This is a genomic window from Streptomyces sp. JH14 (assembly GCF_029428675.1).
Lineage (GTDB): Bacteria > Actinomycetota > Actinomycetes > Streptomycetales > Streptomycetaceae > Streptomyces.
On the sequence record NZ_JAJNEL010000001.1, the window covers coordinates 3131522 to 3155916 of the forward strand.

Below are 24395 nucleotides of genomic sequence, written 5' to 3' on the forward strand. Positions count from 1 at the left end.
GCATGCCCGGACACCGCAGACAACGCGACGGCCCCGACCAATCCCCCCGGTCGGGGCCGTCGTCGTACCCGGAGGAGGTCGACATGGCCCTGCCCCCCGGCCTCCAGACCGTGACCGTGGTCGATAGCCGCACGCACCCCGACGGTGGCCCCATGCGCGGCCGCGTCGTCCTCACGCCCGAAGTGCCCGTCGTCACCAGCGCCGAACACGGCACCATCGTCATGGGCAGTGCCGAAGTTGCATGGGTCGACGGCGACTTCAGCGTCACCGTCCTCGCATGCGACGCAGACGGCATCACCCCCACCGGGTGGACCTACCGCGTCACCGAGCGCCCATACGACGCCGAGGTCCGCTCGTACCCCGTACTCCTCACCGCAGGCATGGGCACCATCGACCTTGCGTCCCTGGCCCCCGTCGAGCCGTACACCGGGGACTACGTCCTCGTACCGGGCCCGCCCGGACCGCAAGGCCCGGCCGGCAGCCAGGCGAACGCCCAGGCGTACACCGATACCGCCGTCGCTGGCGAGGTGACGCGCTCCAACGCCGCCTACGTCCCCCAGGCCGCCGTCACCATCACCAACCTGCTGTCCACGGTCCCCGCGTACTTCGGGCACCGCGGGCAGGGCATGGTCAGTCCCGAGCACACCATGGCTGGCTACCAGGCCGCCGTGGCGTCCGGGGCGCAGGCCATCGAGGTCTCGGTGAACGTGACCGCCGACGGGACGCTCGTCTGCATCCACGACACGACCCTGACCCGGACCACGTACAGCACCGGCGCGGTCAACACGTGGACGTGGCCGGAGCTGAAGAACCGGGTCCTCACCAACGGGCGAACGCTGCAAGGGCAAGGGTGGACCGACCAGCCCATCCCCACCCTGCGCGAAGTCCTCGACACCTTCCTCGGCAAGGTCGTCATCTTCCTGGAAGCCAAGGGCAACGACGCCGTCGTCCCGCTCCAGCAGATGCTGACCACCTTCTACCCGACGGCCAACAAGAGCGTCGTATGGAAGGCGCACGTCGGCACGGCGAGCCTGCCGTGGGCAAAGGGCGCCGGCTTCAAGACTTGGGTGTACGTCGACGACGGCACCACCGACGCGGCTATGGACGGCAAGGACTCCAACGTCGACTACTGGGGCGTCCAGACCACCATGGCCGACGCCCGCGTCACTCAGATCGTCGCCCGCGGCAAGCCCGTCTTCTCCTGGCCCGTCTACCGACGCAGCCAGCGCGACCGGCTCAGCGGCCTCGGCGTCGTCGGCATGATGACCAGCGACATCCAGTACGTCAGCCGCAGCACCCCGATGCGTACCGCAAGTAACTGGTCCACTCAGGTCAAGGAGCCGGGCGGCGTCCCGACCCTCGATTACGACAGCACCTACGCCCTCAAGTGGGACGACGCCCCGAACGTTGGCTGGGTGTACATCAACTCCACCGGCCAGTCCTACGGGCTCGGCACCTACTGCCCGATCGTCGGCGGCGCCGGCGGGTACCGGATCAGCTTCGACATGAGGTTCGAGGGCATTCCGACCCTGACGACCGAGCACGCCGGGATCTACTTCGGGAAGACCTCGGACGACGCCTATCGCTTCGGCACGGCCAACGCCACCGGCGGTTACCACATGGTCATGCGGGCCAACGGGCAGATGCAGCTCAACCGACACGCCGCCGGCGTCACTACGGGCACGGCGCTCGGCACGGCGCAGCCGACGACGGCCGTCGTCGCCGACAACCCCATGTCGTTCCAGCTGGACGTCACCGCGACGACGGTCGAGCTCCGGCGGACCGACAGCACGGGGTGGACCACCGGGCCGATCGCCGACACGACATACCGCGGGCTGTACTTCGGGCTGTCGAATGGCGGCATCACCAACCTGGCGACCAAGCCGCACTGGCGGAACCTCGTCATCACCCAGCTCTAGGGCTGGCGTCAGCGCCCGCGCTTGTTCTTGCCGGCCCACGCAACAGCCAGGCCCCCCAGCACGATCGCAGCGCCCAGCACGACGCCTGGCATCCAACCAGCCACTCGACAGCCGACCGCCACAATCAGCCCGGCCGCGACGATTCCCAGCGGAGCATCTATCCGCTTCATTCGCACCACCCCCAGGGTGCGACACCGTACAGAGCCGAGGTGACCGTGGCCAGACGAACAGGCTGGCGAGTGTGCTCCACGCCGGGGTGCCCGGAGTACACCGATCAAGGGGGTCGGTGCCCCGACCATCGCAGCGAAGCTGAGCAGCGGCGAGGCAGCGCGCGACAGCGAGGCTACGGACGAGGGCACGAGACCAGGTTCCGGCCGGCCGTCCTCGCCCGCGACCCGCGGTGCGTATGCACCGAGGAGGCGCACGGACACGGCAGCCCATGCGGCCAACGGTCCGTGCACGCAGACCACTGGCCACTCAGCAGACGCGAGCTCACCGCGGCCGGCAAGGACCCTGACGATCCGGCCAACGGGCGCGGCCTGTGCCAGCCATGCCACAGCAGCGAGACGGCACAGCACCAGCCAGGAGGGTGGAACGCGTGAGCAGGCATCAGGTCGAGATCGGCAGCGATGGCCTCAAGCACAGCCTCAAGATCGACGGACACGACATCTCGCAGGGTGCCACCGGCCTGACGCTGACCATGGGCTGCGCCGGCACCCTCCCTCAGCTGGAGGTCGACCTCCAGCTGATCGACGTGAGCACGGTCGGCTCCATCGAGGCCGAGGTCATCCTTGGCGCCGGCGTCCACGACGTCCTGGTGGCGCTCGGCTGGACCCCGCCGGCCGACAGCTGATCATCACGGACCGTCATCAAGATCCATCCGGTCCATGATCACCCCGGGGAGGGGACCTTGATCATGATCATCAGACGGACCGCCGGGGAGGTGGCCGCCCGGTCTGCCGGGTTCAGAGCCTCCGATGATCTTGGTCCGTTGATCAACGATCATGCCTCGCTGTCACGCAACGTGACGGCGCTTTCGTCGCGCAACGCGGCACAGTTGGAGTGATCAACATGGCAAAGGGTGGTGCACGAACCAGGTCCGGGCCGGCGCCCGACCCGACCGCGCTGAAGCGCGACAGGGATGCCGGCGAGTGGACGATCCTGCCCGCGGAGGGCCGCCAGGGCGCAACGCCCCAGTGGCCGCTGACCTCGCAGGCAGAGCGCGAAGAGGACCTGTGGGAAGACCTCTGGTCCAAGCCCCAGGCCCTGGTCTGGGAGCGGTACGGCCAGGAAGTTGAAGTCGCCCTGTACGTGCGGCGCCTGGTCGAGGCCGAGGAACGAGGGTCCGCCGCGGTGCTGACCACGCTGGTGCGGCAGATGGCTGACTCGCTCGGCCTGACGACGCCCGGGATGCGCGCCAACCGGTGGCGCATCGACCGACCCGAGGAAGCCGAAGAGCAGACGGCCGGCCACACGCCGATCGCCCCGAACTCGGCCCGCGCCAGGCTGAGGGCGGTGCCTGGTGGTAGCGGCTGACGACGGAACCTGGCCGCTCGACTTCCCCACCCTGTACGTCGTCCCGGACTGGATCGCCCAGCACTGCCGACTCCAGTCGGTGGGCGGCCTGGTCACCGAGCCGCAACCGTTCGAGATGTACGACTGGCAGCTGCGGGCCACGGCCAACTTCTACCGGGTCCGACCCACTGCCACGGTGGGCAAGCTGTCCACCGCGTTCCACTACCGGCGCGCACAGGTCGTCGCACCACAGAAGTCCGGCAAGGGCCCGTGGACAGCCGGGATCGTGGCAGCCGAGGCTGTCGGCCCGGTCCTCTTCGGCGGCTGGGCAGAGGGCGGCGAACGGTACGAGTGCCACAGGCACGGCTGCAGCTGCGGCTGGGCCTACGAGTACGAGCCGGGCGAGCCGATCGGCCGCCCCTGGACGACTCCGCTCCTCCAGATCACGGCCACCAGCGAGGACCAGACAGACAACGTCTACCGGCCGCTGCAGGCGATGATCCGCAACGGGCCGCTCAAAGAGCTGATGAAGGTCGGCGAGCAGTTCATCCGCCTTCCGAACGACGGCCGTATCGACGTCGTCACCTCGAGCGCCCAGTCCCGCCTCGGCAACCCGGTCACCTTCGTGGTCCAGGACGAGACGGGCATCTGGACCGACGGCAACAAGATGACCAAGGTCGCGACCACTCAACGGCGCGGCCTGGCGGGCATGCAGGGCCGCTCGATGGAGACCACGAACAGTTGGGACCCGTCAGAAAACTCCCAGGCCCAGAAGACCGCCGAGTCGAACCAAGAGGACATCTACCGGTTCCACCGGCTCCCACCGAAGGGCCTGTCCTACACGAACAAGGCCGAACGGCGACGTATCCACGCCCACGTCTACGACGGCAGCGCGCACATCGACCTCGACGCCATCGAGGGCGAGGCCGCCGAGCTGCTGGAGAAGGAGCCGGCCGAGGCCGAGCGCTTCTACGGCAACCGGATCGTCGCCGGTATGGGCGCCTGGGTGCAGCAGGACCGATGGGACGCCCGCAAGGATGACCCGCTGGAACTGCCGCCAGACGGCACGCGCATCGTCCTCGGCTTCGACGGCTCCGACGTCGACGACTGGACCGGCCTACGGGCCGAGACCCTGGACGGCTTTCAGTTCACCCCGGTCTATGGGCCGGACCGGCGCCCCACCGTGTGGGACCCGGCCGAGTGGGAGGGTCAGGTGCCGCGCCTTGAAGTCGATGCCGCCGTGGACGAGATGTTCGACCGGTACGACGTGATCCGCATGTACGCGGACCCGCCGTACTGGACGAGCGAGGTCGCTGCGTGGCAGGCCCGGCACGGCGAGAAGCGCGTGACGGAGTGGCACACCACCCGCCCGGTGCAGATGCACGCCGCGTGCGAGCAGCTGCTGACCGACGTCCTCAAGGCCGACAGCACCTTCCGGCACGACGGGTGCCAGACGACGTCCCTGCACATGCGGAACGCCCGCAAAGCAGCGAGGCCGGCGAACCGGTACGTGCTCAGGAAAGCGTCCGTGCACCAAAAGATCGACCTGGTCGTCTGCTCCGTCCTCGCCCATGAGGCCGCGGTCGACGCGATCGCGGCAGGCCAGGCCAAGCCTAAGAAGAGCTCCCGAATGATCGTGATGGGGCGAAGGAGGTGATGCGCTGATGGACCGTACCGCTGACGAATGGGTGGCCTACCTGGCGCGCGTGCACGAAGCGCAGAAGCCCAAGCTCGAGGAGCTGAACCGTTACTACGAGGGCCAGCAACCTCTCTCCTACATGCACCCCGAGCTTCTGGAGGAGCTGGGCGAGCAGCTCAAGCAGGTCGTCATCAACTGGCCGCGGCTGGTTGTCGACGCGCTCGAGGAGCGCCTGGACGTCGAAGGGTTCCGATACGCCGACGACGAGACGGCGGCCGAGGACCTGTGGAAGATCTGGCAGGCCAACGGCCTGGACGAGGCCACGCAGCAGGGCCACGTGGACGCTCTGACGATGCGCCGCGCGTTCCTGGTCGGCGGCACGAACGAGAAGGACCCCGCCACGCCCCTGGTGACGGTGGAGTCGCCGCTGCAGATGGTCGTCGACTGGGACCCGCGAACCCGCACGGTGCGGTCGGCGCTGAAGCGGTACCACGAGCAGGACCCGATCACCGACGCCATCACGGACCAGTACGCAACGCTGTACCTGCCGGGCGTGACGCACTTCTACGCCCAGACGACACCGGGCAACTGGAAAGAGGAGAGCCGGGACGAGCACGGGCTCGAGGTGCCGCCTGTGGTGCCGGTCGTGAACCGTCCCAGGCTGCTGAAGCCGGGCGGGGTCTCCGAACTGGCGGACATCCTGCCGCTGTCCGACGCGGCCTGCAAAATTGCGACGGACATGATGGTCAGCGCGGAGTACCACGCGATGCCCCGCCGGGTCGCGTTCGGCGTTGACGAGCAGGACTTCACCGACGAGAACGGCAACCCGGTCTCGGTGTGGTCGAGGATCGCCGGCCGGATCTGGGCGACGACGAAGAACCGCAAGACGGGCCCGGACGGTGACGGCGCTGACGTCATCCAGTTCCCCGAGGCCCAGCTGGCGAACTTCCACAGCACGCTGAACCAGCTGGCCCGGATCACGGCTTCGCTGTCCGGGATGCCGCCGCACTTCTTGGGCCTGGCCACCGACAACCCGCCCTCGGCCGACGCGATCCGCTCGGCTGAGACACGGCTGGTCAAGCGGGCCGAGCGCAAGCAGCGCGCCTGGGGCGGTGCCTACGAGGACGCCATGCGCCTGGCCCTGCGGATCCGGGACGGCAAGTGGGACCCGCGTGCCCAGTCACTGGAGACCCTGTGGCGCAACCCGGCAACGCCGACGTTCGCGCAGCAGGCGGACGCCGTCGTGAAGCTGGTCCAGGTTGGGCTGCTGCCGATCGAGCAGGGCCGCGAGGACCTCGGGTACACGGCGGTGCAGCGCGAGCGGATGCGGCAGATGGACACCGCCGCCATGGACCGGGTCATCGGCCCTGACCTGGCCGCCGAGTACGGGCCGAAGCCCACACCGCCCGTGGCTGACCCGCAGCTGCAGGAGTAGCCCGTGGTCGCCCAGGACGTGCGAGCGATCGCACTGGACCAGTACCGCCGCCAGCAGAGCGCGGTACGCCGGGCCACGAACCGCGTACAGACCCTGTGGCGCCGCATCGACCGCGGCGACATCACCGGATCGTGGGAGCAACTCGCCCCGTCGCTGGAACAGGCCGTCATCGCCGAGCAGATCGCGGCCGCGGCGTTCGCCGACGCGTACCTGGACGCCATCCAGGCCGCCGAGGGCGCCGAGACTGCGGCCGCCGGCCGGGTCGTGCCCACCGCTTTCGCTGGCGTGGCCTCTGACGGACGCTCCCTGCTCTCCCTGCTCTACCAGCCGGTCATCGGCTGGAAGGTGCGGATGCTGGCCGGGCAGTCGATGGAGGACGCGGCCCGCGGCGCGCTGTCGAGTGCTCTGCGGCTCACGGCGACGCAGGTGGCCGATGCGGGCCGAGGCGCGGTGGCGTCCGGCATGGCGGGCCGTCGCGCGATCCAGGGCTATGTGCGGGTCGTGCAGCCTCCCGCATGCGCCCGCTGCGTGATCCTGGCCGGCAAGGAGTACGGGTGGAACTCCGGCTTTCAACGGCATCCCCGGTGCGACTGCATCCACCTACCGACCACCCTGATCGCCCGCAACCGGGCCGGCCGCGGGTCCATCGGCTCTGACCGGTTCTCACCGACGACACGACCCGGCGAGGGCGGCCGCGGTTTCCTCGATCCCCGGGCGTACTTCAACACCCTGTCCAGGGCCGAGCAGGACCGCGTGTTCACCGCCGCCGGCGCCAGTGCGATCCGCGAGGGCGCCGACATGGGGCAGGTCATCAACGCCCGCCGCGGCATGTACCAGGCCGGGATCGGTGACGGCCGCGTCTCGGCGACCCGCGTGGGCACCCGGCGCGGCTCCCACTTCTACAACGTGGAGCGGCGGCGAGCGATCGACGCGGGGGAAGTCCCGGCGGACATCGGCCGCATGTTCCAGATCCGCACGCCTCGGCTCATGCCCGAGGAGATTTTCCGGCGCGCAGGCAGCCGCGATGAAGCCATCGCGATGCTCAGGCGCTTCGGCTATCTGACCTGACCCCGGCGCAACGCCGACGGTCCCACCCTCCTGCAACGGGAGCACGTCATGAGTACCCCCAGCGAACCGAACGCCGATCCGTCCGCGGGCAACCCGCAGGACCCGGCAGCTACCGCGGCCGAGCCGCCTGCGGCCGAGCCTTTGAACGGTGAACCCGCCGACGACGCACCCCTCGGCCCTGCCGGGGAGAAGGCGCTGGCCGAGTGGAAGAACCGTGCGAAGGAAGCCGAGCGCCTGAGCAAGGAACAGGCCGCGAAGCTGCAGGAGTTCACGGACCGCGACAAGACCGAGGCCGAGAAGCTCGTCGACCGGGCTACGAAGGCCGAGGAGCGGGCCGCAGCAGCCACCAGGCTGGCGACCGCCTCCAAGGTGGAGGCATTGGCCGCCGGGCGCTTCCACGACCCGCAGGACGCCGTTGACGCCCTTCAGGGCGCCGAGTTCCTCACCGAGGACGGCGGCATCGACCGGGACGCCATCACGGCCGCTCTGGACAGCCTGCTGGAACGCAAGCCGCACTGGGCCGCTACCGCGCCCGGGCCGCGGGTGCCGGCGCCGGACCCCTCACAGGGAGCCCGGCCGGGCAGTACGGCGACCCTCGGGCAGCGAATCACCGAGGCGGAGTCCGGCGGTAACACCAAGCTCGCGCTGGCGCTCAAGACGCAGCAGCTCCGCGAGATCAGCCAATCGACCAAGTAACCGGGCAGGCCGTCGGCCTCGCCCGCCCATAGATCAGAAGCGAGGACCCCATCATGGGCGCAGTTTCCGGGCAGGGCACGACCTACAACCTGCCGAACTACCACGGTGAGCTGTACACCGTCACTCCGACCGAGACGCCGTTCCTGTCGGCGATCGGCGGCCTGTCCGGCGGCAAGCGGACCAAGTCCGTTGAGTTCGAGTGGCAGACCGTCGACCGCCGCGCGTCGACCACGAACAACTCGGTGGTCGAGGGTGCGGCCGCGCCGACCGGTGTGGCCCGCTCCCGCTCGAACGTCTCCAACGTGGTGGAGATCCACCAGTCCGCCATCGAGGTGTCCTACACCCGCCAGGCGGCGACCGGCATGTACGGCGGCATCAACATCGGTGCCGACGACAACCCGGTCAACGACGAGCTGACCGCGCAGATCACGGCCGAGCTCGAGGCCATGGCTGTGGACATCGAGCTGTCGTTCCTGACCGGCGTCTACGCCAAGCCGGCGAACAACTCGACCGCCCGCAAGACCCGCGGCCTGCTCGCGGCCATCACCACGAACGTCAACGCCAACGGCGGCACCCCGCGCGCCATCTCGAAGACGATCGTCGACGCCCAGCTGTCGGCGATGTTCGCCGCGGGCGCCAAGCTGCCGCAGGAGTCCACCGTGTTCATGGTGGGCCCGGCGCAGAAGGTCGCCCTGTCGAACCTGTACGGCACCGGTTCGCTGAACCAGCCGACGATGACCCGCAATATCGGTGGCGTCGCCGTCGACACGCTCGTCACCGACTTCGGGACGTTCGGCGTGATGCTCGACCGGTGGATGCCGGCCGGGCAGATCGGCGTCGTCGACCTCTCCGTCTGCGCCCCGGTGTGGCTGGAGATCCCCGGCAAGGGCCTGCTGTTCGCGGAGCAGCTCGCCAAGGTCGGCGCCTCCGAGAAGTGGCAGCTGTACGGCGAGGTCGGGCTGGAGTACGGCCCCGAGGTCTACCACGGCGTCATCAAGGACCTCAGCTAAGGAGACGCCGTCATGGCGAAGTTCAGGAGCGCGAAGTACCCGGCCCTGACCCTGCAGGACGACAAGGGGATCTGGGCCCGGTTCGAGGGCGGCCAGCTTGAGACCACGGATGCCGCGGTCGTGAAGCGGCTGCGCGGCCTCCCCGAGTCGGAGGGCATCTCTGAGGTCAAGGCCCCGGCCAAGACCGAGGGCGACGCCAAGAAGGAGTAGCCGTGGTGACCCTGGCGACCCCCGCGGAACTGGCGGACCGGCTCGGCCGTGACCTCACGGACGTAGAGGACCGCCAGGCGCCCGTTCTCCTCGACGACGCGACGTCGGTCATCCTCGACCGGTTCCCGCAGTACGCCACCACGCCGACGGCCGTCTCCAAGAAGGTCTGCTGCGCGATGGTCCTGCGGGTCCTGCGGAACCCGAACGGGCTGCGGCAGGAGTCCATCGACGACTATTCGTTCACGGTCGACTCGTCCCGGTCTTCGGGCGAGATCTACCTGACCGAAGCGGAGATCGACGAACTCCGTCCCGTCCGTACCTCGGCGTTCAGCATCGTTCCCGGCGCCCCGGTCGTGACCCCGTGAGCGAAGACGCGGCCCTGACCCAGGGGCGGGTGGCCGCCGAACGTCGGATGCGGGACCTCATCCGCATCTACAACCAGGCCGAGGACGTCTTCGACAGGGCGTCCGGCACCACCACCCCCGGGGCCCGGACCGTCCTTTACGTCGGCCGGGCCCGGGTCAAGCCCGTCGCCCAGTCCGCCGGCGAGGACACCCAGGCCGGGGAACGAGAGGTCGTTCTCCGCGAGGTCGAGGTGTCGGTGCCCTGGTCCACCGTCCTGCCCGGTACCCGGCTTCTGCCGGGCGCTCGGATAGAGGTGCTGGAGTCGGACGACCCCCGGATGGTGGGGGTGGTCCTGTGGGCGACCGGCGGACAGTTCTCGTCCCAGGCCACGGCGTGGCGGATTTCAGCGGAGGACCGATCGTGATTGGGAACCCGTTCGACATGCGCGATGTCCGGCGCCTGCGGATCCACCTTGCCCGGGGCATCCCCCGAGCCCGGCGCGACACCCGGGCGGTCGTCGCCCGCGGTGCCCTGAACATCAAGAAGGAATGGCGGCAGAACGCCCGCCAGTCCGCACCGAAGCACGCACCGGCCTACCCGCGGACCATCGGGTACGACGTGCACACGTTCGGCCCGGATCAGGTCCTGGCCATCATCGGCCCCGAGAAGTCCGGCACTCAGGGCGCCCTCGGCAACCTGCTGGAGTACGGGTCGGTGAAAAATCCGCCGCACAACGACGGCGGAAGGGCCCTGGTCAACGAGGTGCCGCAGTTCGAGGCACAGATGGCGCTCATCCTGGAGCGCGGATTGACGTGGTGGTGAGCCGATGACGACACCCACCGTCCTGCCCCACGTTGATGCCGTAGAGGCAGCGCTGACCGGGGGCGGGCTGACCGTCTACATCGGCGGCACACCCACCACCACCGGATGGGTACCGCCCGACAAGTTCGCGGTCATCTACCCCGAGCCGGGGCAGGCCGCCCGGGCCTCACTCGCCGACGACCGCACAGACTTCACCGCGATGTTCCAGGTGACCTGTGTGGGCGGCTCAGTGGAGCGGGCGCTCTGGGTGGCCGACCGGGTGCGAGAGGTGCTCTCAGGGCCGCTCACGGTCGCTGGGCGTGCGGCATGGCGCCCCGAGGACCAGGGAGGCCCGCCCGTCCAGCGCGACGACGACGTCACCCCACCCCTGTGGTTCGTGCCGGTGCAGTACCGGATCCAGTCCATCCCCTCCTGATCGGAGAAAGCTCATGGCGACTCTCGCCACCCAGGCGGTAGCCCTGGCAGGCCTCAACCCCACCTACGCCACGGCCGCCGCCGGCGGCGACAAGGTCGAGTGCGGTGACCGCAACTTCATCCACGTGAAGAACGGTTCGGCGTCCAGCGTCACCGTGACGCTGACCGCCACCGCCTCGGTGCGCGGCCAGGCCGTGTCCAACCTGACCGTGGCCGTGCCCGCAGCCGGCGAACGGTTCATCGGGCCGGTCCAGCCGGACCTCCTGCAGAACAGCACCGACGGCCTGTGCGCGGTCGGCTACTCCGCATCGGCGTCCGTCACGGTCGCCTCGCTCCGCATCTGACCCCCACCCACCCTGTACGCCCCGTGCCGTCGGCCGGGGCTTTCTTCATGCCCTGGAGGGCCCCATGTCCGACCTGATCAGCGATGGCAAGACTCGCGTCGCCTGGCTGTCGACCGTCGCCAACCTCAACGCGCCGACCGTGGCGGAACTGACCGCCGGCGCGGACTACACCAAGCGCATCACCCCCGACGGCCTCAAGATCGACCCGTCCACGGCGGACGTCGACACGTCGTCCCTAGCCAGCAAGTTCGACACCAAGACCGCGGGCCGGGTCGGGTACGACACCGAGCTCACGTTCAAGCGTGGCGACAACCCGACCGACGACGCCCCGTACTCGACCCTGAAGTACGGCGTCAGCGGGTTCCTGGTCGTGCGCCGCGGAGTCGACTACACCACCGCCTGGGCCGTCGCCCAGAAGGTGGAGGTGTACCCGATCACCTGCGGTGAGCCCCAGAACTCCAGCCCGGCGGCGAACGAGGTCATGAAGTTCGTCAGCCCGATGAAGGTGACGGACCCGCCGGCGACTGCCGCAACGGTGGCCTGACGTGCCCGACATCAAGGCCTTGCTGGCCAAGGCCAAACCTCGCGAGCGCACCGTCAAGGTCATGCTGGACGGTGCGACCGCCGGAGAGATCGAGCGCCTGGAGGCCGAGCTCCTCGAGGTCTCGGAAGACTGGCAGCCCTCAGACCTGGCCGAGGAACACCCCGGCCGGGCCATCGCTGCGCAGATCGCCGAGCTTCGGGAGAAGGCGCGCGAGTCGGAGGCCGAGTTTCGGTTCCGGTACATCGGCGACGAGGCGTACTCCAGCCTCCTGGCCGCACACCCGTCGGCGAGCAAGGAAGAGCTGTTCGACTCGGACAGCTTCCCCCGGGCGCTGATCGCCGCCTCGTGCGTCGACCCGGTCATGACCGCGGACGAGGCCAAGGAACTGTTCAAGGTCATCAACCAGGGGCAGATCCAGCGCCTGTTCGACGCGGCCTGGGACGTTCATAACGCCGCTGGTCTCGTCCCTTTCTCGTTGGCCGCCTCCGCTCTCCTGGCGGCGGCCGGTGGCGGCGAGAAGTAGAGACCGCACGCGCGTGGGGTGTCCCGCGCTCTGTCTTCCTCGGCCGTGTCGTCGCCCCTGGCGAGTCGGCGTGGACCGAGGAAGACCGGGCGTGGGCGCTCGCTCTGGCCGAGATCGAGGCGGACACCTGCCCCGACTGCGGTCAGCCGTGGTCGGAGGCCACCGACGCCAAGAACGAGGACCAGTACAAGGCCCAGCTGGTGATGTGCCACGCCTGCGCCATGTCGGCCAAGACCGTGCGCGCCCACCAGGACAACAAGGGCTCCGCCGATGGGCTCCACGTCCATCTCGAGCACCGCAAGAGCAGGAGGTGAGCCGTGGTCACCCGTACCGTCACCGTCCGGCTCCGCGCTGACATCTCCAACTACACCCGCAACATGCGGAACGCCTCGGACAACACGTCGCGGCTCGCCAATGGCGGTGCGGCAGCTGGCGCGGCGCTGCTCGCCGGGTTCGCGGTGGCGGCGGCCGCGGCTGCGAAGTTCGACAAGGCCCTGTCCAACGTCCGCGCCGTCACCGGAGCGTCCACGGCAGACATGGCCAAGCTGCGTGCGGCCGCCCTGGACGCGGGCAAGACCTCGGTGTTCACGGCCACCGAGGCGGCGAACGCTGAGGCCGAGCTCGCCCGTGCGGGCGTCAGCACCGCCAACATCATCGGCGGTGCGCTCAAGGGGTCGCTCGCCCTGGCCGCGTCCGGGCAGGTCGACCTCGCCGAGGCAGCCACCCTGTCCGCCCAGGCAATGAACACCTTCGGCCTGACCGGCAAGGACGTCGGCCACATCGCCGACCTCCTCGCGGCCGGCGCGAACAAGTCCGCTGCGGACGTCCACGGGCTGGGCACAGCCCTGCGCCAGGGCGGTCTCCTCGCCCACCAGACGGGCCTGTCCATCGAGGACACCGTGGCGACGCTGTCCGCGTTCGCCGACCACGCGCTGATCGGCTCGGATGCCGGTACGTCGCTGAAGACGATGCTTCAGCGGCTGGTGCCCCAGTCCAAAGAGGCGCAGGCCGCCATGGAGAAGATCGGGTTCAGCGCCTACGACTCAAGTGGCCAGTTCGTCGGTCTGTCCGAGACCGCCCAGCGCATGAAGGAGTCTTTCGGCAAGCTCACGCCCGAGGCCCGCAACTCCGCCATGGCCACCATCTTCGGGTCGGATGCAGTCCGATCGGCGACCATCCTGTACGAGCTCGGAGCCAAGGGCATCGACGCCTACAAGAGGGCCGTCGACGACCAGGGCGCCGCCCAGCGCATGGCGTCCGTGCAGACCGACAACCTCGTCGGCGACATGGAGCGCCTCAAGGGTGCCATCGAGGTGGCGCTCATCGAGGGCGGCTCGTCGGCCAACGGGGCACTGCGGACGATGGCCCAGTGGATCACCACGGTCGTCGACGCCTACAACAGACTGCCCGCCCCGCTGCAGCACGCCGTCACCCTGTTCGCCGGTATCGGCGGCGCGGTGACGCTCGCCGGGTCGGCAATGCTCCTGCTTCTCCCGCGGATCGCCGCCACCCGTGCCGCCCTGGCGAGCATGGGTGTCACGGCGGCACGGGCCCGCACGTCGATGATGGTGCTGGGACAGGTCGGTGCTGTTGTGGCCGGCCTCGAGCTCGTCTCCATGGCCTCACAGAAGGTGCGGGACACGTTCGCGGACGCCCCGCCGTCGACCGCGAAGATGGCGGCGTCCCTCGTCGACCTGGCGCAGAAGGGCAAGGCGGCCGGGGAGCTCACGAAGACCTTCGGTGACAACCTCGACGGCTTCGGTGACGCGGTGAGCCGCATCGCCCACCCGAGCGGGGAGAACCGCGCGACGGACATCGTCAACAGCCTGACGCTTCAGATGACCGAGGGTATTGCCGAGACGGACATCGCCCTGCAGGACGCCCGCGATCAGGTCAAGTCGATCGACGACGCTCTCGGCGGGCTGGTCACCTCCGGGCATGCCGACGTGGCCGCCGAAGCGTTCGACATCATGGCGGCGAACGCGGAGAAGAACGGCACCTCGGTCGAGAAGCTGAAGACGCTGCTGCCGGGGTACACCGATGCGCTGGCGAACACGGGCATCGAGCAGCAGCTCACCGGAAAGTCGCAGGAAGACCTCGCGAGCGACCTGGCCCTGACGACTGACGAGCTTCAGGACCAGCGGTCTGAGGCTGAGAAGCTGACCGACACGCTGAAGGCGCTCAACGGGATCAACATCGGGGCGGCCGAGCAGGAGATCAGCTTCCGCAAGTCGCTGGCCGACCTGACCGGTGCGGTGAAGGACAACGGACACTCGCTGGACGTCACGTCGGAGAAGGGCCGGGCTGTAAAGGGCGCGTTCCTCGAGGCCGCGAAGGCTGCGATGGAGCACGCCCAGGCGGTGGCCGAGCAGAAGGACAGCGTCGAGGCCGGCAACGAGGTTCTCGTCAAGGACGTCGAGGCGCTCAAGGCGACGATGCACGCCGCCGGATTCTCCAAGGACGCCATCGACAAGCTGACGGCCGCCTACACCCAGCTCCCGCCGGAGGCCAGCACAAAGATCACCGCAGACACCAAGGCCGCGGTCAAGGACCTGCAGACCGTTCAGGACAAGATCCGGAGCACCAAGGGCAAGCCGTTCACGATGACGGCGATGACCAAGACCGCCGAAAAGCTGCTGAAGGACCTCGGCTACACGGTCACCCACATGAAGGACGGGTCGGTAAAGGTCTCGGTCCCGACCGGGACGCCGATCGCCCAGGTGGGCGCCATCCAGCGCGCCATCAACGGAATCTCAGGCAAGCCCGTCGGCATCGGCGTCTACCTCAAGGCCACCACGTCGGACACCGACGCCAACGGGGTCCCGGACATGATCCAGGCCCGTGCCCAGGGCGGCATCGTGCGGCGTGCGGGTGGCGGCGCGGTGCGGTACTACCCGCAAGGCGGTGCAGTCTTCGGCCCGGGGACCGGAACGTCAGACAGCATCCCCGCCCTGATCAGCAACGGCGAGTACGTCGTCAAGGCCTCGAGCGTCCAGAAGTACGGCGTGGCCATGTTCGACCGGCTCAACGCCGGCCGGTTCGCCGGCGGCGGCCTCGCGGGCTTCACGTACACCCCGACCGGCACCGCCGTACTTGGCGGGCCAGGCGATGCAAAGGCCCGGTACGACAAGGAGCTCGCCGACCTGAAGGCCGCGTGGGACGCGCTGACCAAGGCGCTGGCCGACGCGAAGAAGAAGGCCGACGCGCTCAGGGACGCCGAGAAGAACCTGGCGAAGGTCCGCAAGGGCAAGCACACCAAGCATCAGCTGGAGGTGGCTGAAGACAAGGTCACCGCCGCGCGCAAGTCCAAGAAGACTGCTGACGCAAAGGTGAAGGAGGAACGGCAGGACGTCTACGACGCCGACAAGGCGCTGGGCGTGAAGAGGGGTGCGAAGGCGCCCACCACCTTCAACCTGGCTGCCTACCAGAAGCAGCTCACTGCCTCGCTCGCCGCGACCACGAAGTGGCGCAACAACCTGGCGAAGATCGGCAAGAGGGGCGGGGCGGAGATCCAGGCCCTGCTGGAGGCCATGGGTGAAGACGGGTACGCCCTGGTCAACTCCCTCGCGGGAGCGTCGGACAAGCAGTTCAAGGACATCGTGTCCAAGCTGAAGGCGACCGGCGACACCGCCAAGGCGACGCTGGCCGACTTCACCCAGCAGCTCAACGCCGCGAACAAGGTCAACGCCCAGTTCGCCAGCGACCTGCAGACCCTCGCAGCGAAGGGCTACGGGGACCTGGCGCAGGCGCTCGCCGCCCAGGGCGACGCCAACGCGCAGGCTCTCGCCCACGCCGCGGCAACCGGCAACTCGGCCGACGTGGCGAAGGCCAACGCCGCGGTCACCACAGCAGGCCAAGCCCTATCCGGCGAAGACCTGTCCAACGCCTTGGTCCTGCTGACCACTCTGCGGGGCGGTACTGGGCGCGGATACGCCGACCTGATTGCCGCAGGACTGGACGCGGGCACGATCCGGTCCCTCGTCCCCAAGATGCTCGCCCAGATCAACAGCCTGCCCGAGGCCAACAAGGCGGCGTTCCTGAAGCAGTTCGCCGGTCAGACCGGCATCACTGCGATGGCGCGCGGCGGCATCCTCGGATCACCCACCGTGCTCGCGGGTGAAGCGGGAGCCGAGGCGTACATCCCCATCAACGGGTCCGCCCGATCCCGTGCGCTGCTGGCCACGACCGCTCGGATGCTCGGCTACGACGCCCGGCCGGCTGGGCGATGGGGAAGCGGCCCGAGCGGTGCGCCTGTCACCCAGCAGGTCACCAAGCACATCGAGCTCCACCTGCACGGCGCCAAGCAGACGTCCGGCGAGCAAGCAATGGACGTCGCCCGACACATGTCACTGATCAGCTGAAAGGAGGGACCGGCCGATGCCGTACACCTCAGGCGACACTCTGGGCGGCGGCCTGAGGGTCGACCTCGGCGACATCCCGCTGGGCGGTGTCGACTCCGCCGGGGTCGCCTGGCACCTGCAGGAGATGGACGGGTGGGACTCCCCGGCCTCCGAAGGGGAGACCCAGGCGCGCGAGGGCGACCACGGCAGCTGGTTCACTCCGGTCTACCTGCGTGAGCGGCCCATCACTGCCGCCGGGACGATCGTCGCTCCGGACCGGGCCTCGCTGGACGACGCGATGGATCGCCTGCGCGTGGCGGTCTCGCTCACCGACACCCTGCTCGTCGTCCAGGAGAGCACCCCCAAGCAGGCGATGGTGCGCCGGTCCGGGAAGCTGCTGATCAAGCACGTCACGGATAGCGTCGCGACGTACTCGCTGATGGTCACAGCGGCCGACCCCCGGCGGTACTCGACCGACCTGCAGGAAGCGTCCACGCCCCTGCCGTCATCCACCGGTGGCGCCACCCCGCCGCTGACCCCGCCGGTGCTGGTCGACGCCGTCACCGTCGCGGGCCAGATCGATGCGTACAACGCGGGCACGTTCGACTCGCGGCCCATCCTCGTCATCGACGGACCGGTAATCGCCCCGCAGGTCCTCGCCCAGATGCCCGATGGCAGCGTCCGGATCATCGGCTACTCCCAGACCCTCAACGTCGGCGAGCAGCTGGTCATCGACACCGACGCGCACAGCGTCATCCTCAACGGCGCCGTCTCCAGACGCCGGTTCCTGACCACCCCGACGGGCTGGCCCATCATCCCCGCCGGCGGCACCGTCAGCTTCCAGTTCCGGTCCGACACCTACGACCCCGACGCCATGCTGACCGCCCGCTGGCGCTCCGCCTGGATGTGAAAGGAGGCCCACCGTGGTCGCAACAGATCCGACGTGGATCAATGGAGTAACCCTCGACGCCCAGGAGCTGCGCCGCGTCGACCAGCTGCTCGTCATGCACAACGGCACGGCCATGGGCGGGCGCGCCGGGGTCGTGCCCGGGGGCAACGGTCTGGGTGTCTCCATCGCGGGCAGCACCATCACAGTGGGCGCCGGCACAGCGTGGGTCTACCAGTCCGGACAGGGCATGTACCGGGCGGCTCTCGCCTCGGGTGCCACTGCCACGCTGACGGCCGCGCACGCCACGCTCGCCCGCATCGACCTTGTCTATCTGCGGGTCTGGGACAACGCGGTGGACGCGTCCGGCCTGAACAAGGCCGATGCCGTGTACCTCGCCGGCACCGCGTCATCGACACCCGTGGCGCCCGTTCCTGCGGGCACCCAGATCTACATCCCGCTCGCCACGATCAGCGTGCCCGCCTCGGGTGGCGGCTCGCCGTCGGTGTCCACAACGGTGCGACCGATCACGGTGGCGCCGGGCGGCATTCTGCCCCTGCAGACCGCCGCACCCACCTCGCCGTACACGGGACAGTTCTACGACAACGGCAACGACCTGCTGCGGTACAACGGCTCCACCTGGGAGACGTACCAGAAGAAAGAGAGTGTCGGATTCACGACCGTCTCGGTGGGGACGGGCTACACCCAGGGCGACAGCTCCACCAACGGCAACCTGAACGGGCCGCTTCGCTACCGCAAGATCACCGACCGGGGCGTCGACTTCATCGAGTGGGCCGGTGGCGCCACCCGCGTCTCCGGGGCGCAGACCACGAACGTCCTCAGCACCGCACTGGCCGCAGGCCTGCGACCCGCGTACCGCGCCTCGTTCGTGGTTCCCCGAAACGGAGTCGCGATCAATGGGGTGTCGAACACCAACAGCGTCATCCACTCCCTCAAGGTCGACTTCAACCAGGATGGCACCGTCGCCCTGTTTAGCCAGGACGCCGGACCTCCGAGCAGCGTTGAAGCCTTGTGGTTCACCGTCGCTGGCTGCAGGTACCCCCTGACATGACCAGCCTGGAACGGCTGGAAGCGGCCAGCCTCGAGCAGCCTGACACTGCCCGCCCGGTCGTCCTTGCCTGGTACGGCTGCGACCTCCGCACCGGTCAGATCATCGAGGACCTGCCCTCGCTCAAGCCCACCGGGGCCCTCACCAAGCAGCTGGGCAAGCACACCTCGGCGACCTTCGAGCTCGGGCTGGGCGGCGCGCCGAACGGGTGGGAAGAGGCCACCGACGAAGGCCGAACCCTGATCGTGGGCGTGGACACGGTGACCGACCAGCCCGTATGGGCGGGCATGGTCCTCACCCGCGAGGGCGGATCGGGACCGACCGTGTCCCTTGGCACCGCAACCCCGGAGGCCTACCTGGACCGGCGGTTCACCGGAGACCAGACGCTCATCCAGCAGGACCAGGCCACCGTCATCACCGCCCTCATGGTGTCCCCGCTCACCCAGGGCCCGCCGTTCGTCATGGACGCACCGCCGACCGGAGTCCTCATGGACTACACGGTGCAGGACATCGACGACCGCACCGTCCTGTCCGCCCTCACAGAGATCACGGGAATGGATGGCGGGCCGGAATGGACTGTCGACGTCGCGTGGGCGGACGCGGCGCACACCGGTTTCGTCCTACCTGTGCGCGTCCGGCCCGCCATCGGCACCCAGGCCGCGGAGCCGGAGGCCGTGTTCGACTTCCCCGGCTCCATCAGCGCGTACACGCTCGCCGAGTCCTACGAGCAGGGCAAGGGGGCCACGGTCGTCCAGGCCCGCGGCGAGGGCGAGGGAGCCGGCCGCCTGACGAGCGCAGCGCAGATCGCCACCGCCCTGGAAGCGGCGGGCTGGCCGCGGTACGTCTACCGCTACACCCCGGCGTCCGGCATCACCAACCCTGACCAGCTCACCGCCCACGCCGGCAAGAGCCTGGGCGTCATGCAGACCGGCGCCACCGTCTGGGCGATCGACGCCGTCGCGTCCCGGGCCCCGCGACTTGGGCGGGACTGGGGAATCGGCGACACCGTCCGAGTCGCCATCGACCACTCACCCCGACACCCGCGCGGCGCCGACATCGTCGCCCGAGCCTGGGCATGGGAACTCGACCCCGGCGCCGACCGGATCAAGCCCACCCTCGTACAGGAGGACTGACGTGCCCACTGCAGGCGACCAACTCCCCGGCGGGGCGACCGACCTGGCCCGCCGCCTCGCAGCCCTGGAACGCGAGGTCCGCGAACTGCGCGCGGCACGCCGCCTGGAGAACGCCTCGGTTGGCGCCGGCGGCGTCCGTGTCGTCGACGGGGGCCGGTTCGCCATGGACACCCCCGCCAAGAAGCACATGGTCGACATCGGCGCGATCACCAACGACGACTACAACCACGGCGACGGCACCCGGCAGCAGGGCATCTTCCTCCGACGCGAGGACGGCAGCCCGATGCTCAGCTGCTTCTCCTACCCGCCGTTCGGATCAGAGGCCCAGGCCTGGAAGTTCTACGACAACTCCGGGTCCGTCGTCCTCGCCGAGGACGCCAACAGCGGAGCCGGCCTGGCCCGCCCCTACCTGCCCGTGGCCCTCGCTCCCGCATACGGCGGGGCGTGGGATTACTGGCCTCGCACCAGCGCCACCACGATGACCGAGCTCTGGGGCGGCCGGATCTACAAGCAGCAGCCGCGGATCGTCGTCGTGGTGCGCGCATCGATGGACACCTCCGGGGCCACCGGATCGATCGGTCTCAAGATCAGCGATGTGAGTCAACCCAGCCAGAGTGTCGGGTTCGCCGTCGGCTACTACACCCTCGGCCCCTACTCCCTCGCCAACTTTGAGCACATGCAGCAGGTCGACATCACGGTCGAAGCCAAGCGCGACAGCGGCACCGGCACCATCCGCGCCTCCCTGTTCAGCGCGTACACCATCCAGTCCTGACCCGAGGACCACCATGACCGCCCTGCCTCCCGAACTGCCGCTGCCCGAGGGCAGCCTCATGCCCATCGCGACATCCGAGCCGCCACCGCCGGCGTCCGAGGAGCCCGGCCCTGAGACGACAGAGCCCGGAGAGCCCATCACCTGACACGCGCCACCCACCCGCCTCGAACCGACCCGGCCGAGGCAGTCGAGTACAGCCTGTGAAAGGGGATTCAGTGCCGCTTGACCCGACCTACCCGGTAGCCACCTGGGCGGACCTCGCCAACCTTCCAGCCCCCCGCTGGATCGCACACCGAGGCGGCCGCTGGCTCGCGCCAGAGAACACTGTCGAGGCCTACCGGATGGCCGCGGAGCTGGGCATCGACGCGATCGAGATCGACGTCTACCGGCTCCAGGACGGCGGCCTGGTCGTCATGCACGACAGCACCGCCGACCACACCAGCAACCTGACCGGGTCCACCGGCGGCCTGACCACCCCGGCCGTGCTGCGCGGCCGCATCGACGCGGGCACCTGGTTCTGCAACACCTGGCCCAACGACCTGCGGATCCCGCTGTTCGCGGACCTGCTCGCCGAGATGGGCGGCATCGTTCCACTGGTCGTCCACTGCAACAACGCCGGATCCGGGGCGGCGGCAGTCGCCGAGATCCAGCGGCAGGAGCGCGCGGACTCCGTCCTGGTCATGGCGTGGAACGAGACCGAGCTGGCAGCGGCCCGCGCCGCGGGCATCCCGACGATCCTCCTCGACGAAGACGGCATCCTGTCCGGGCAGACCTACGAAGGCCTGCTCGCCGCCGGCACCGAGTACTTCGGCATCAACCCGGCCGTGGCGCAGGCCTCCACCATTCAGGCAGCAGCGGCAGCCGGGCTGAAGGTCATCGTCTACACCGTCAACCGCCGGGTGGACTACGCGGCCCTGCCACTGGCCTCCGTGTGGGCGGTCATCTCCGACGACCCCTGGTACGCCAGGACCACAGCGCCCATGCGCACCCGGGACATCTTCAGCGCGCAGACGTACTTCCACGGAATGCTCGGCATCGTCGACGGCAAAGAGGACCGCGGCCAGTTCCAGGCGCCAGCATGGTTCGGGCTCGACACCTCCGGCACCCTGCACGCCGAGAACCTCGGCTACCTGGGGGTCATGCAGGGCTACCTCGGACCGCTGGGCGACGCGTTTACGCTCGACTTCGACTTCGTGCTCGACGCTGCAGACTCCGCAGGGTCGTCACTCCAGCTCGCGCTCACCACCGGCGACGTCGAATACGACGACGACGTCACCACCGGGGGCGCGCGGGCGGCTGGCTACAACATCCTGGTGCGCAGCAACGGGGCCGTCGACATCTTCAAGACCTACGGCGGCACCACACCAGCGACGAAACTCGGCGGAGTGGTCAGTGCCGCGCTCGTTCCCGGGACGGTGTACCACCTGCGGGTACAGGTAACGCCAGGCCAGATCACCGCCACACGGACCACCATTGGCGCGCCGAACAGCGTCACGGTCACGGACGCCACATACCGGGGTGACATGTACCCCCACCTGGGAGTACGCGACGTCAAGGCCCGCTGGTCGGACCTCGTCGTCTCCTAAGCCGCGTTCCATCCCACCGCCCCGAGCCGCCGGCCGGGGCCTTTCGCATATCTGGAGATACGCATGGCTGGTTCCGCAGCCGACGTCGCACGAGTCGCCACAGCCGAAGTCGGCTACCACGAAGGCAAGTCGGGCGGCCACTGGAACAACAAGCAGAAGTACTCCGGCGCCGTGCCGGGCCTGGAGTGGTCGGACTATCAGGCGTGGTGCTGCACCTTCACTACCTGGGTGTTCCAGACGGCCGGGATGCCGAGGGGCTCGTACCCGGTGACCGCGTCGTGCGCAATGGCGACGACCTGGTGGAAGCAGCAGAACAGGTGGTCGGAGTACCCGGCGATCGGCGCCCAGGTCATGTTCGGCCCCGGCGGCGGGTCCCACACGGGCGTGGTTATCGCCTACGACGCGACCACCATCACCACGATCGAGGGCAACACGAACACCTCCGGGTCGGCCGAGGGCGACGGGGTGTACCGCAAGGTGCGACAGCGCCGCGACGCCTACGTGTACGGCTACGGCTACCCCGCCTACCCGGGCGGGATCGTCTCGGCCGACCCCAGCTGGAAGAGCCCCACCATTCCCAACCCCCCGTCCGAGGAGGACACCGACATGGGCCCCATCGACGTCTGGGCGTACCACGGGAAGCTCGGCGGCAAGCCGGACCCGCGTGACGCCTACGCCTACCTGCGCGACACCGAGGCCGCAGTGAAGCGGCTGGAGGCCCGCGTCAAGGAGCTGGAGTCGCATCCCCTCACCGACGCGCAGGTCGCCTCCATCGCGCAAGCCGTCGCCACCCACCCGGCACTGGCAGCCGCCATCGCCAACACCCTCGCCGCCCGACTGAAGGACTAACCATGACCGACTTCCCCCTGCCCGACACGCAGACCGTCATCAAGAGCGCCAAGACGTATGGGCGCGACCTCCTCGAACGGGTGGTCGCCTCGTTCCTCGGTGGCTTCGTTGCCGGGTTCGTCATCACCCAGCCCCTCGACGGGGGCATGTGGTACACCGCCCTGTCCGGCGGGGTCGCCGCGGCGTTCTCCCTCGTGAAGGGCATCGTCGCGCGGCTGCGGGATGTCGCGAACTCCGCCTCGCTCGCCAAGGGTGTCTGAGCTGCCCGCTGAGCGCCTCGGGAGAAATAAATGGACGCTGCCATGGTCACCGCGCTGGGTGCACTGCTGGCCTCGCCGTTGGCCGCAGCAGCGGCCGTGTACGGCTCCCGGGGCGCCACGAGAGCGACCCGGGAGGGCGGAGTCATCGGCGGATACGACAGCCTGACGTCCAAGCTCGCAGCTGAGCGGGACAAGGCAGAGAAGGACCAGACGGCGGCCGAACAGCGAGCCGCGGCACTGGAGTTGGAAGTGGCAAGGCTGCGGTTCATGGTCACCCAGCTCGGGGGGACGCCATGACGAGAGCCGAGCGAATCCTCTACCGGCGCCGCTACCTCCTGTGGATCGTCGCCGGAATGCTCTTCCTTGGCGGCGGCCTCGCGGTCGCGTTCCTCCAGATTGGCCAGGCCGAGGCACGCGCGTCCGAGCTGGCCACCGAGGCGGACCGTCGCGGCGACGCCGTGACAACCCTGGCCACCGATGTACGGAAGCTGCGGTCGCAGATCCAGGCGAAGGGTGGCACCCCGGCCGCACCGGATCCCGAGCAGGCGGTCGACGATTTGCCCGCCCGGGCCGAGGTGCCCGTACCGATCCCCGGGCCGCCCGGCCCGAAGGGCGACAAGGGCGACACAGGGGCAGCTGCCCCGACCATCACCCCGTCCCCGGGCCCGTCGGGCGCGGCCGGCCAAGCTGGCGCGGACTCCACCGTGCCCGGGCCGGCCGGACCCAAGGGCGACACCGGGGCTGTAGGCCCACCCGGGGCGGACGGCACGAACGGCCGCGACGGGACCAACGGGACCGACGGTCGTGATGGGCAGACCTGCCCCGACGGGTACACCCTGCAGCCGCCCCCAGGGGATCCCGATGGGCTGATGTGCCGGCGCGATGCCCCGTCCACCCCTGACGACCCGGCGAAGGGTCCGACGATCCTCGGCCTGCCAGCTGATCGGCGCCGCCCTTGATCACTTTCGTGGCACCGCGAAAGTGAAAACGCTTGTCACTTTGTCGCTGCCGACAAA

At 69.3% G+C, this 24395-nt stretch carries 27 protein-coding genes; all 27 read left to right on the plus strand.

Going from position 1 to position 24395, the window contains the following annotated elements; genetic code table 11:
* Window positions 1–83 precede the first annotated feature (83 nt).
* On the plus strand, window positions 84–1919 hold the full coding sequence (locus tag LRD69_RS14040) for a glycerophosphodiester phosphodiesterase (RefSeq protein WP_277326912.1): 1836 nt from the start codon (window positions 84–86) through the stop codon (window positions 1917–1919).
* Window positions 1920–2517: 598 nt separating this feature from the next.
* The gene (locus tag LRD69_RS14045) at window positions 2518–2772 is read left to right on the plus strand and encodes a hypothetical protein (RefSeq protein ID WP_277326913.1); all 255 of its coding nucleotides are present in this window, start codon (window positions 2518–2520) and stop codon (window positions 2770–2772) included.
* Between the two features lie 57 nt (window positions 2773–2829).
* Entirely contained in the window at window positions 2830–2985 is a 156-nt protein-coding gene (locus LRD69_RS14050; protein WP_277326914.1) for a hypothetical protein, read from the plus strand.
* A 5-nt stretch (window positions 2986–2990) separates the two neighbouring features.
* A complete protein-coding gene (locus LRD69_RS14055) occupies window positions 2991–3455 on the plus strand; it encodes a hypothetical protein (RefSeq protein WP_277326915.1) in 465 nt (154 codons plus the stop codon).
* The gene (locus tag LRD69_RS14060) at window positions 3442–5091 is read left to right on the plus strand and encodes a hypothetical protein (RefSeq protein ID WP_277326916.1); all 1650 of its coding nucleotides are present in this window, start codon (window positions 3442–3444) and stop codon (window positions 5089–5091) included. Before LRD69_RS14055 ends, LRD69_RS14060 begins: the two co-directional genes overlap by 14 nt.
* Window positions 5092–5098: 7 nt before the next feature.
* A complete protein-coding gene (locus LRD69_RS14065; protein WP_277326917.1) occupies window positions 5099–6508 on the plus strand; it encodes a phage portal protein in 1410 nt (469 codons plus the stop codon).
* A 3-nt stretch (window positions 6509–6511) separates the two neighbouring features.
* Complete coding sequence (locus LRD69_RS14070) at window positions 6512–7576, plus strand: hypothetical protein (protein WP_277326918.1); 1065 nt, start codon at window positions 6512–6514, stop codon at window positions 7574–7576.
* 48 nt (window positions 7577–7624) lie between these two features.
* Window positions 7625–8272, plus strand: a complete 648-nt coding sequence (locus LRD69_RS14075) for a hypothetical protein (RefSeq protein ID WP_277326919.1) — start codon at window positions 7625–7627, stop codon at window positions 8270–8272.
* 53 nt (window positions 8273–8325) lie between these two features.
* The gene (locus tag LRD69_RS14080) at window positions 8326–9282 is read left to right on the plus strand and encodes a DUF5309 family protein (protein WP_277326920.1); all 957 of its coding nucleotides are present in this window, start codon (window positions 8326–8328) and stop codon (window positions 9280–9282) included.
* A 12-nt stretch (window positions 9283–9294) separates the two neighbouring features.
* Window positions 9295–9492 carry a hypothetical protein gene (locus LRD69_RS14085; protein WP_277326921.1) on the plus strand — a complete coding sequence of 66 codons (198 nt, stop codon included), beginning with the start codon at window positions 9295–9297 and terminating at the stop codon, window positions 9490–9492.
* A 2-nt stretch (window positions 9493–9494) separates the two neighbouring features.
* Window positions 9495–9857 carry a hypothetical protein gene (locus tag LRD69_RS14090; RefSeq protein WP_277326922.1) on the plus strand — a complete coding sequence of 121 codons (363 nt, stop codon included), beginning with the start codon at window positions 9495–9497 and terminating at the stop codon, window positions 9855–9857.
* Window positions 9854–10261 (plus strand): DUF6093 family protein, encoded by a 408-nt coding sequence (locus tag LRD69_RS14095; protein ID WP_277326923.1) that lies wholly within the window; start codon window positions 9854–9856, stop codon window positions 10259–10261. The genes LRD69_RS14090 and LRD69_RS14095 overlap by 4 nt, the downstream gene beginning before the upstream one ends.
* Window positions 10258–10659, plus strand: a complete 402-nt coding sequence (locus LRD69_RS14100; RefSeq protein ID WP_277326924.1) for a hypothetical protein — start codon at window positions 10258–10260, stop codon at window positions 10657–10659. The genes LRD69_RS14095 and LRD69_RS14100 overlap by 4 nt, the downstream gene beginning before the upstream one ends.
* Window positions 10660–10663: 4 nt before the next feature.
* Entirely contained in the window at window positions 10664–11074 is a 411-nt protein-coding gene (locus LRD69_RS14105) for a hypothetical protein (RefSeq protein WP_277326925.1), read from the plus strand.
* 13 nt (window positions 11075–11087) lie between these two features.
* Entirely contained in the window at window positions 11088–11417 is a 330-nt protein-coding gene (locus LRD69_RS14110; RefSeq protein WP_277326926.1) for a hypothetical protein, read from the plus strand.
* Between the two features lie 64 nt (window positions 11418–11481).
* The gene (locus tag LRD69_RS14115) at window positions 11482–11961 is read left to right on the plus strand and encodes a hypothetical protein (protein ID WP_277326927.1); all 480 of its coding nucleotides are present in this window, start codon (window positions 11482–11484) and stop codon (window positions 11959–11961) included.
* 1 nt (window position 11962) lies between these two features.
* On the plus strand, window positions 11963–12484 hold the full coding sequence (locus tag LRD69_RS14120; protein WP_277326928.1) for a hypothetical protein: 522 nt from the start codon (window positions 11963–11965) through the stop codon (window positions 12482–12484).
* 317 nt (window positions 12485–12801) lie between these two features.
* On the plus strand, window positions 12802–16845 hold the full coding sequence (locus LRD69_RS14125) for a phage tail tape measure protein (protein ID WP_277326929.1): 4044 nt from the start codon (window positions 12802–12804) through the stop codon (window positions 16843–16845).
* Between the two features lie 16 nt (window positions 16846–16861).
* Window positions 16862–17734: a phage tail domain-containing protein gene (locus LRD69_RS14130; RefSeq protein ID WP_277326930.1), complete on the plus strand. Its 873-nt coding sequence runs from the start codon at window positions 16862–16864 to the stop codon at window positions 17732–17734.
* Between the two features lie 13 nt (window positions 17735–17747).
* Window positions 17748–18782 (plus strand): hypothetical protein, encoded by a 1035-nt coding sequence (locus LRD69_RS14135; RefSeq protein WP_277326931.1) that lies wholly within the window; start codon window positions 17748–17750, stop codon window positions 18780–18782.
* Window positions 18779–19912, plus strand: a complete 1134-nt coding sequence (locus tag LRD69_RS14140; protein ID WP_277326932.1) for a hypothetical protein — start codon at window positions 18779–18781, stop codon at window positions 19910–19912. The genes LRD69_RS14135 and LRD69_RS14140 overlap by 4 nt, the downstream gene beginning before the upstream one ends.
* A gap of 1 nt (window position 19913) precedes the next feature.
* The gene (locus tag LRD69_RS14145; RefSeq protein WP_277326933.1) at window positions 19914–20684 is read left to right on the plus strand and encodes a hypothetical protein; all 771 of its coding nucleotides are present in this window, start codon (window positions 19914–19916) and stop codon (window positions 20682–20684) included.
* A 215-nt stretch (window positions 20685–20899) separates the two neighbouring features.
* Window positions 20900–22270 carry a glycerophosphodiester phosphodiesterase gene (locus LRD69_RS14150; RefSeq protein WP_277326934.1) on the plus strand — a complete coding sequence of 457 codons (1371 nt, stop codon included), beginning with the start codon at window positions 20900–20902 and terminating at the stop codon, window positions 22268–22270.
* Between the two features lie 63 nt (window positions 22271–22333).
* Window positions 22334–23119, plus strand: coding sequence for a CHAP domain-containing protein (locus tag LRD69_RS14155; protein ID WP_277326935.1), 786 nt, complete (start codon window positions 22334–22336; stop codon window positions 23117–23119).
* A 2-nt stretch (window positions 23120–23121) separates the two neighbouring features.
* Window positions 23122–23379: a hypothetical protein gene (locus LRD69_RS14160; RefSeq protein ID WP_277326936.1), complete on the plus strand. Its 258-nt coding sequence runs from the start codon at window positions 23122–23124 to the stop codon at window positions 23377–23379.
* 30 nt (window positions 23380–23409) lie between these two features.
* Window positions 23410–23676, plus strand: coding sequence for a hypothetical protein (locus tag LRD69_RS14165; protein ID WP_277326937.1), 267 nt, complete (start codon window positions 23410–23412; stop codon window positions 23674–23676).
* Window positions 23673–24338, plus strand: coding sequence for a collagen-like protein (locus LRD69_RS14170; protein ID WP_277326938.1), 666 nt, complete (start codon window positions 23673–23675; stop codon window positions 24336–24338). Before LRD69_RS14165 ends, LRD69_RS14170 begins: the two co-directional genes overlap by 4 nt.
* Window positions 24339–24395: the final 57 nt, after the last annotated feature.

Bases quoted from the DNA above. Each gene is read 5' to 3' on its own strand.
- LRD69_RS14085 (WP_277326921.1), top strand. From the start codon at position 9,295: ATGGCGAAGTTCAGGAGCGCGAAGTACCCGGCCCTGACCCTGCAGGAC.
- LRD69_RS14115 (WP_277326927.1), top strand. From the start codon at position 11,482: ATGTCCGACCTGATCAGCGATGGCAAGACTCGCGTCGCCTGGCTGTCG.
- LRD69_RS14155 (WP_277326935.1), top strand. From the start codon at position 22,334: ATGGCTGGTTCCGCAGCCGACGTCGCACGAGTCGCCACAGCCGAAGTC.
- LRD69_RS14130 (WP_277326930.1), top strand. From the start codon at position 16,862: ATGCCGTACACCTCAGGCGACACTCTGGGCGGCGGCCTGAGGGTCGAC.
- LRD69_RS14080 (WP_277326920.1), top strand. From the start codon at position 8,326: ATGGGCGCAGTTTCCGGGCAGGGCACGACCTACAACCTGCCGAACTAC.
- LRD69_RS14170 (WP_277326938.1), top strand. From the start codon at position 23,673: ATGACGAGAGCCGAGCGAATCCTCTACCGGCGCCGCTACCTCCTGTGG.
- LRD69_RS14110 (WP_277326926.1), top strand. From the start codon at position 11,088: ATGGCGACTCTCGCCACCCAGGCGGTAGCCCTGGCAGGCCTCAACCCC.
- LRD69_RS14065 (WP_277326917.1), top strand. From the start codon at position 5,099: ATGGACCGTACCGCTGACGAATGGGTGGCCTACCTGGCGCGCGTGCAC.
- LRD69_RS14160 (WP_277326936.1), top strand. From the start codon at position 23,122: ATGACCGACTTCCCCCTGCCCGACACGCAGACCGTCATCAAGAGCGCC.
- LRD69_RS14055 (WP_277326915.1), top strand. From the start codon at position 2,991: ATGGCAAAGGGTGGTGCACGAACCAGGTCCGGGCCGGCGCCCGACCCG.
- LRD69_RS14165 (WP_277326937.1), top strand. From the start codon at position 23,410: ATGGACGCTGCCATGGTCACCGCGCTGGGTGCACTGCTGGCCTCGCCG.
- LRD69_RS14040 (WP_277326912.1), top strand. From the start codon at position 84: ATGGCCCTGCCCCCCGGCCTCCAGACCGTGACCGTGGTCGATAGCCGC.
- LRD69_RS14075 (WP_277326919.1), top strand. From the start codon at position 7,625: ATGAGTACCCCCAGCGAACCGAACGCCGATCCGTCCGCGGGCAACCCG.
- LRD69_RS14140 (WP_277326932.1), top strand. From the start codon at position 18,779: ATGACCAGCCTGGAACGGCTGGAAGCGGCCAGCCTCGAGCAGCCTGAC.
- LRD69_RS14105 (WP_277326925.1), top strand. From the start codon at position 10,664: ATGACGACACCCACCGTCCTGCCCCACGTTGATGCCGTAGAGGCAGCG.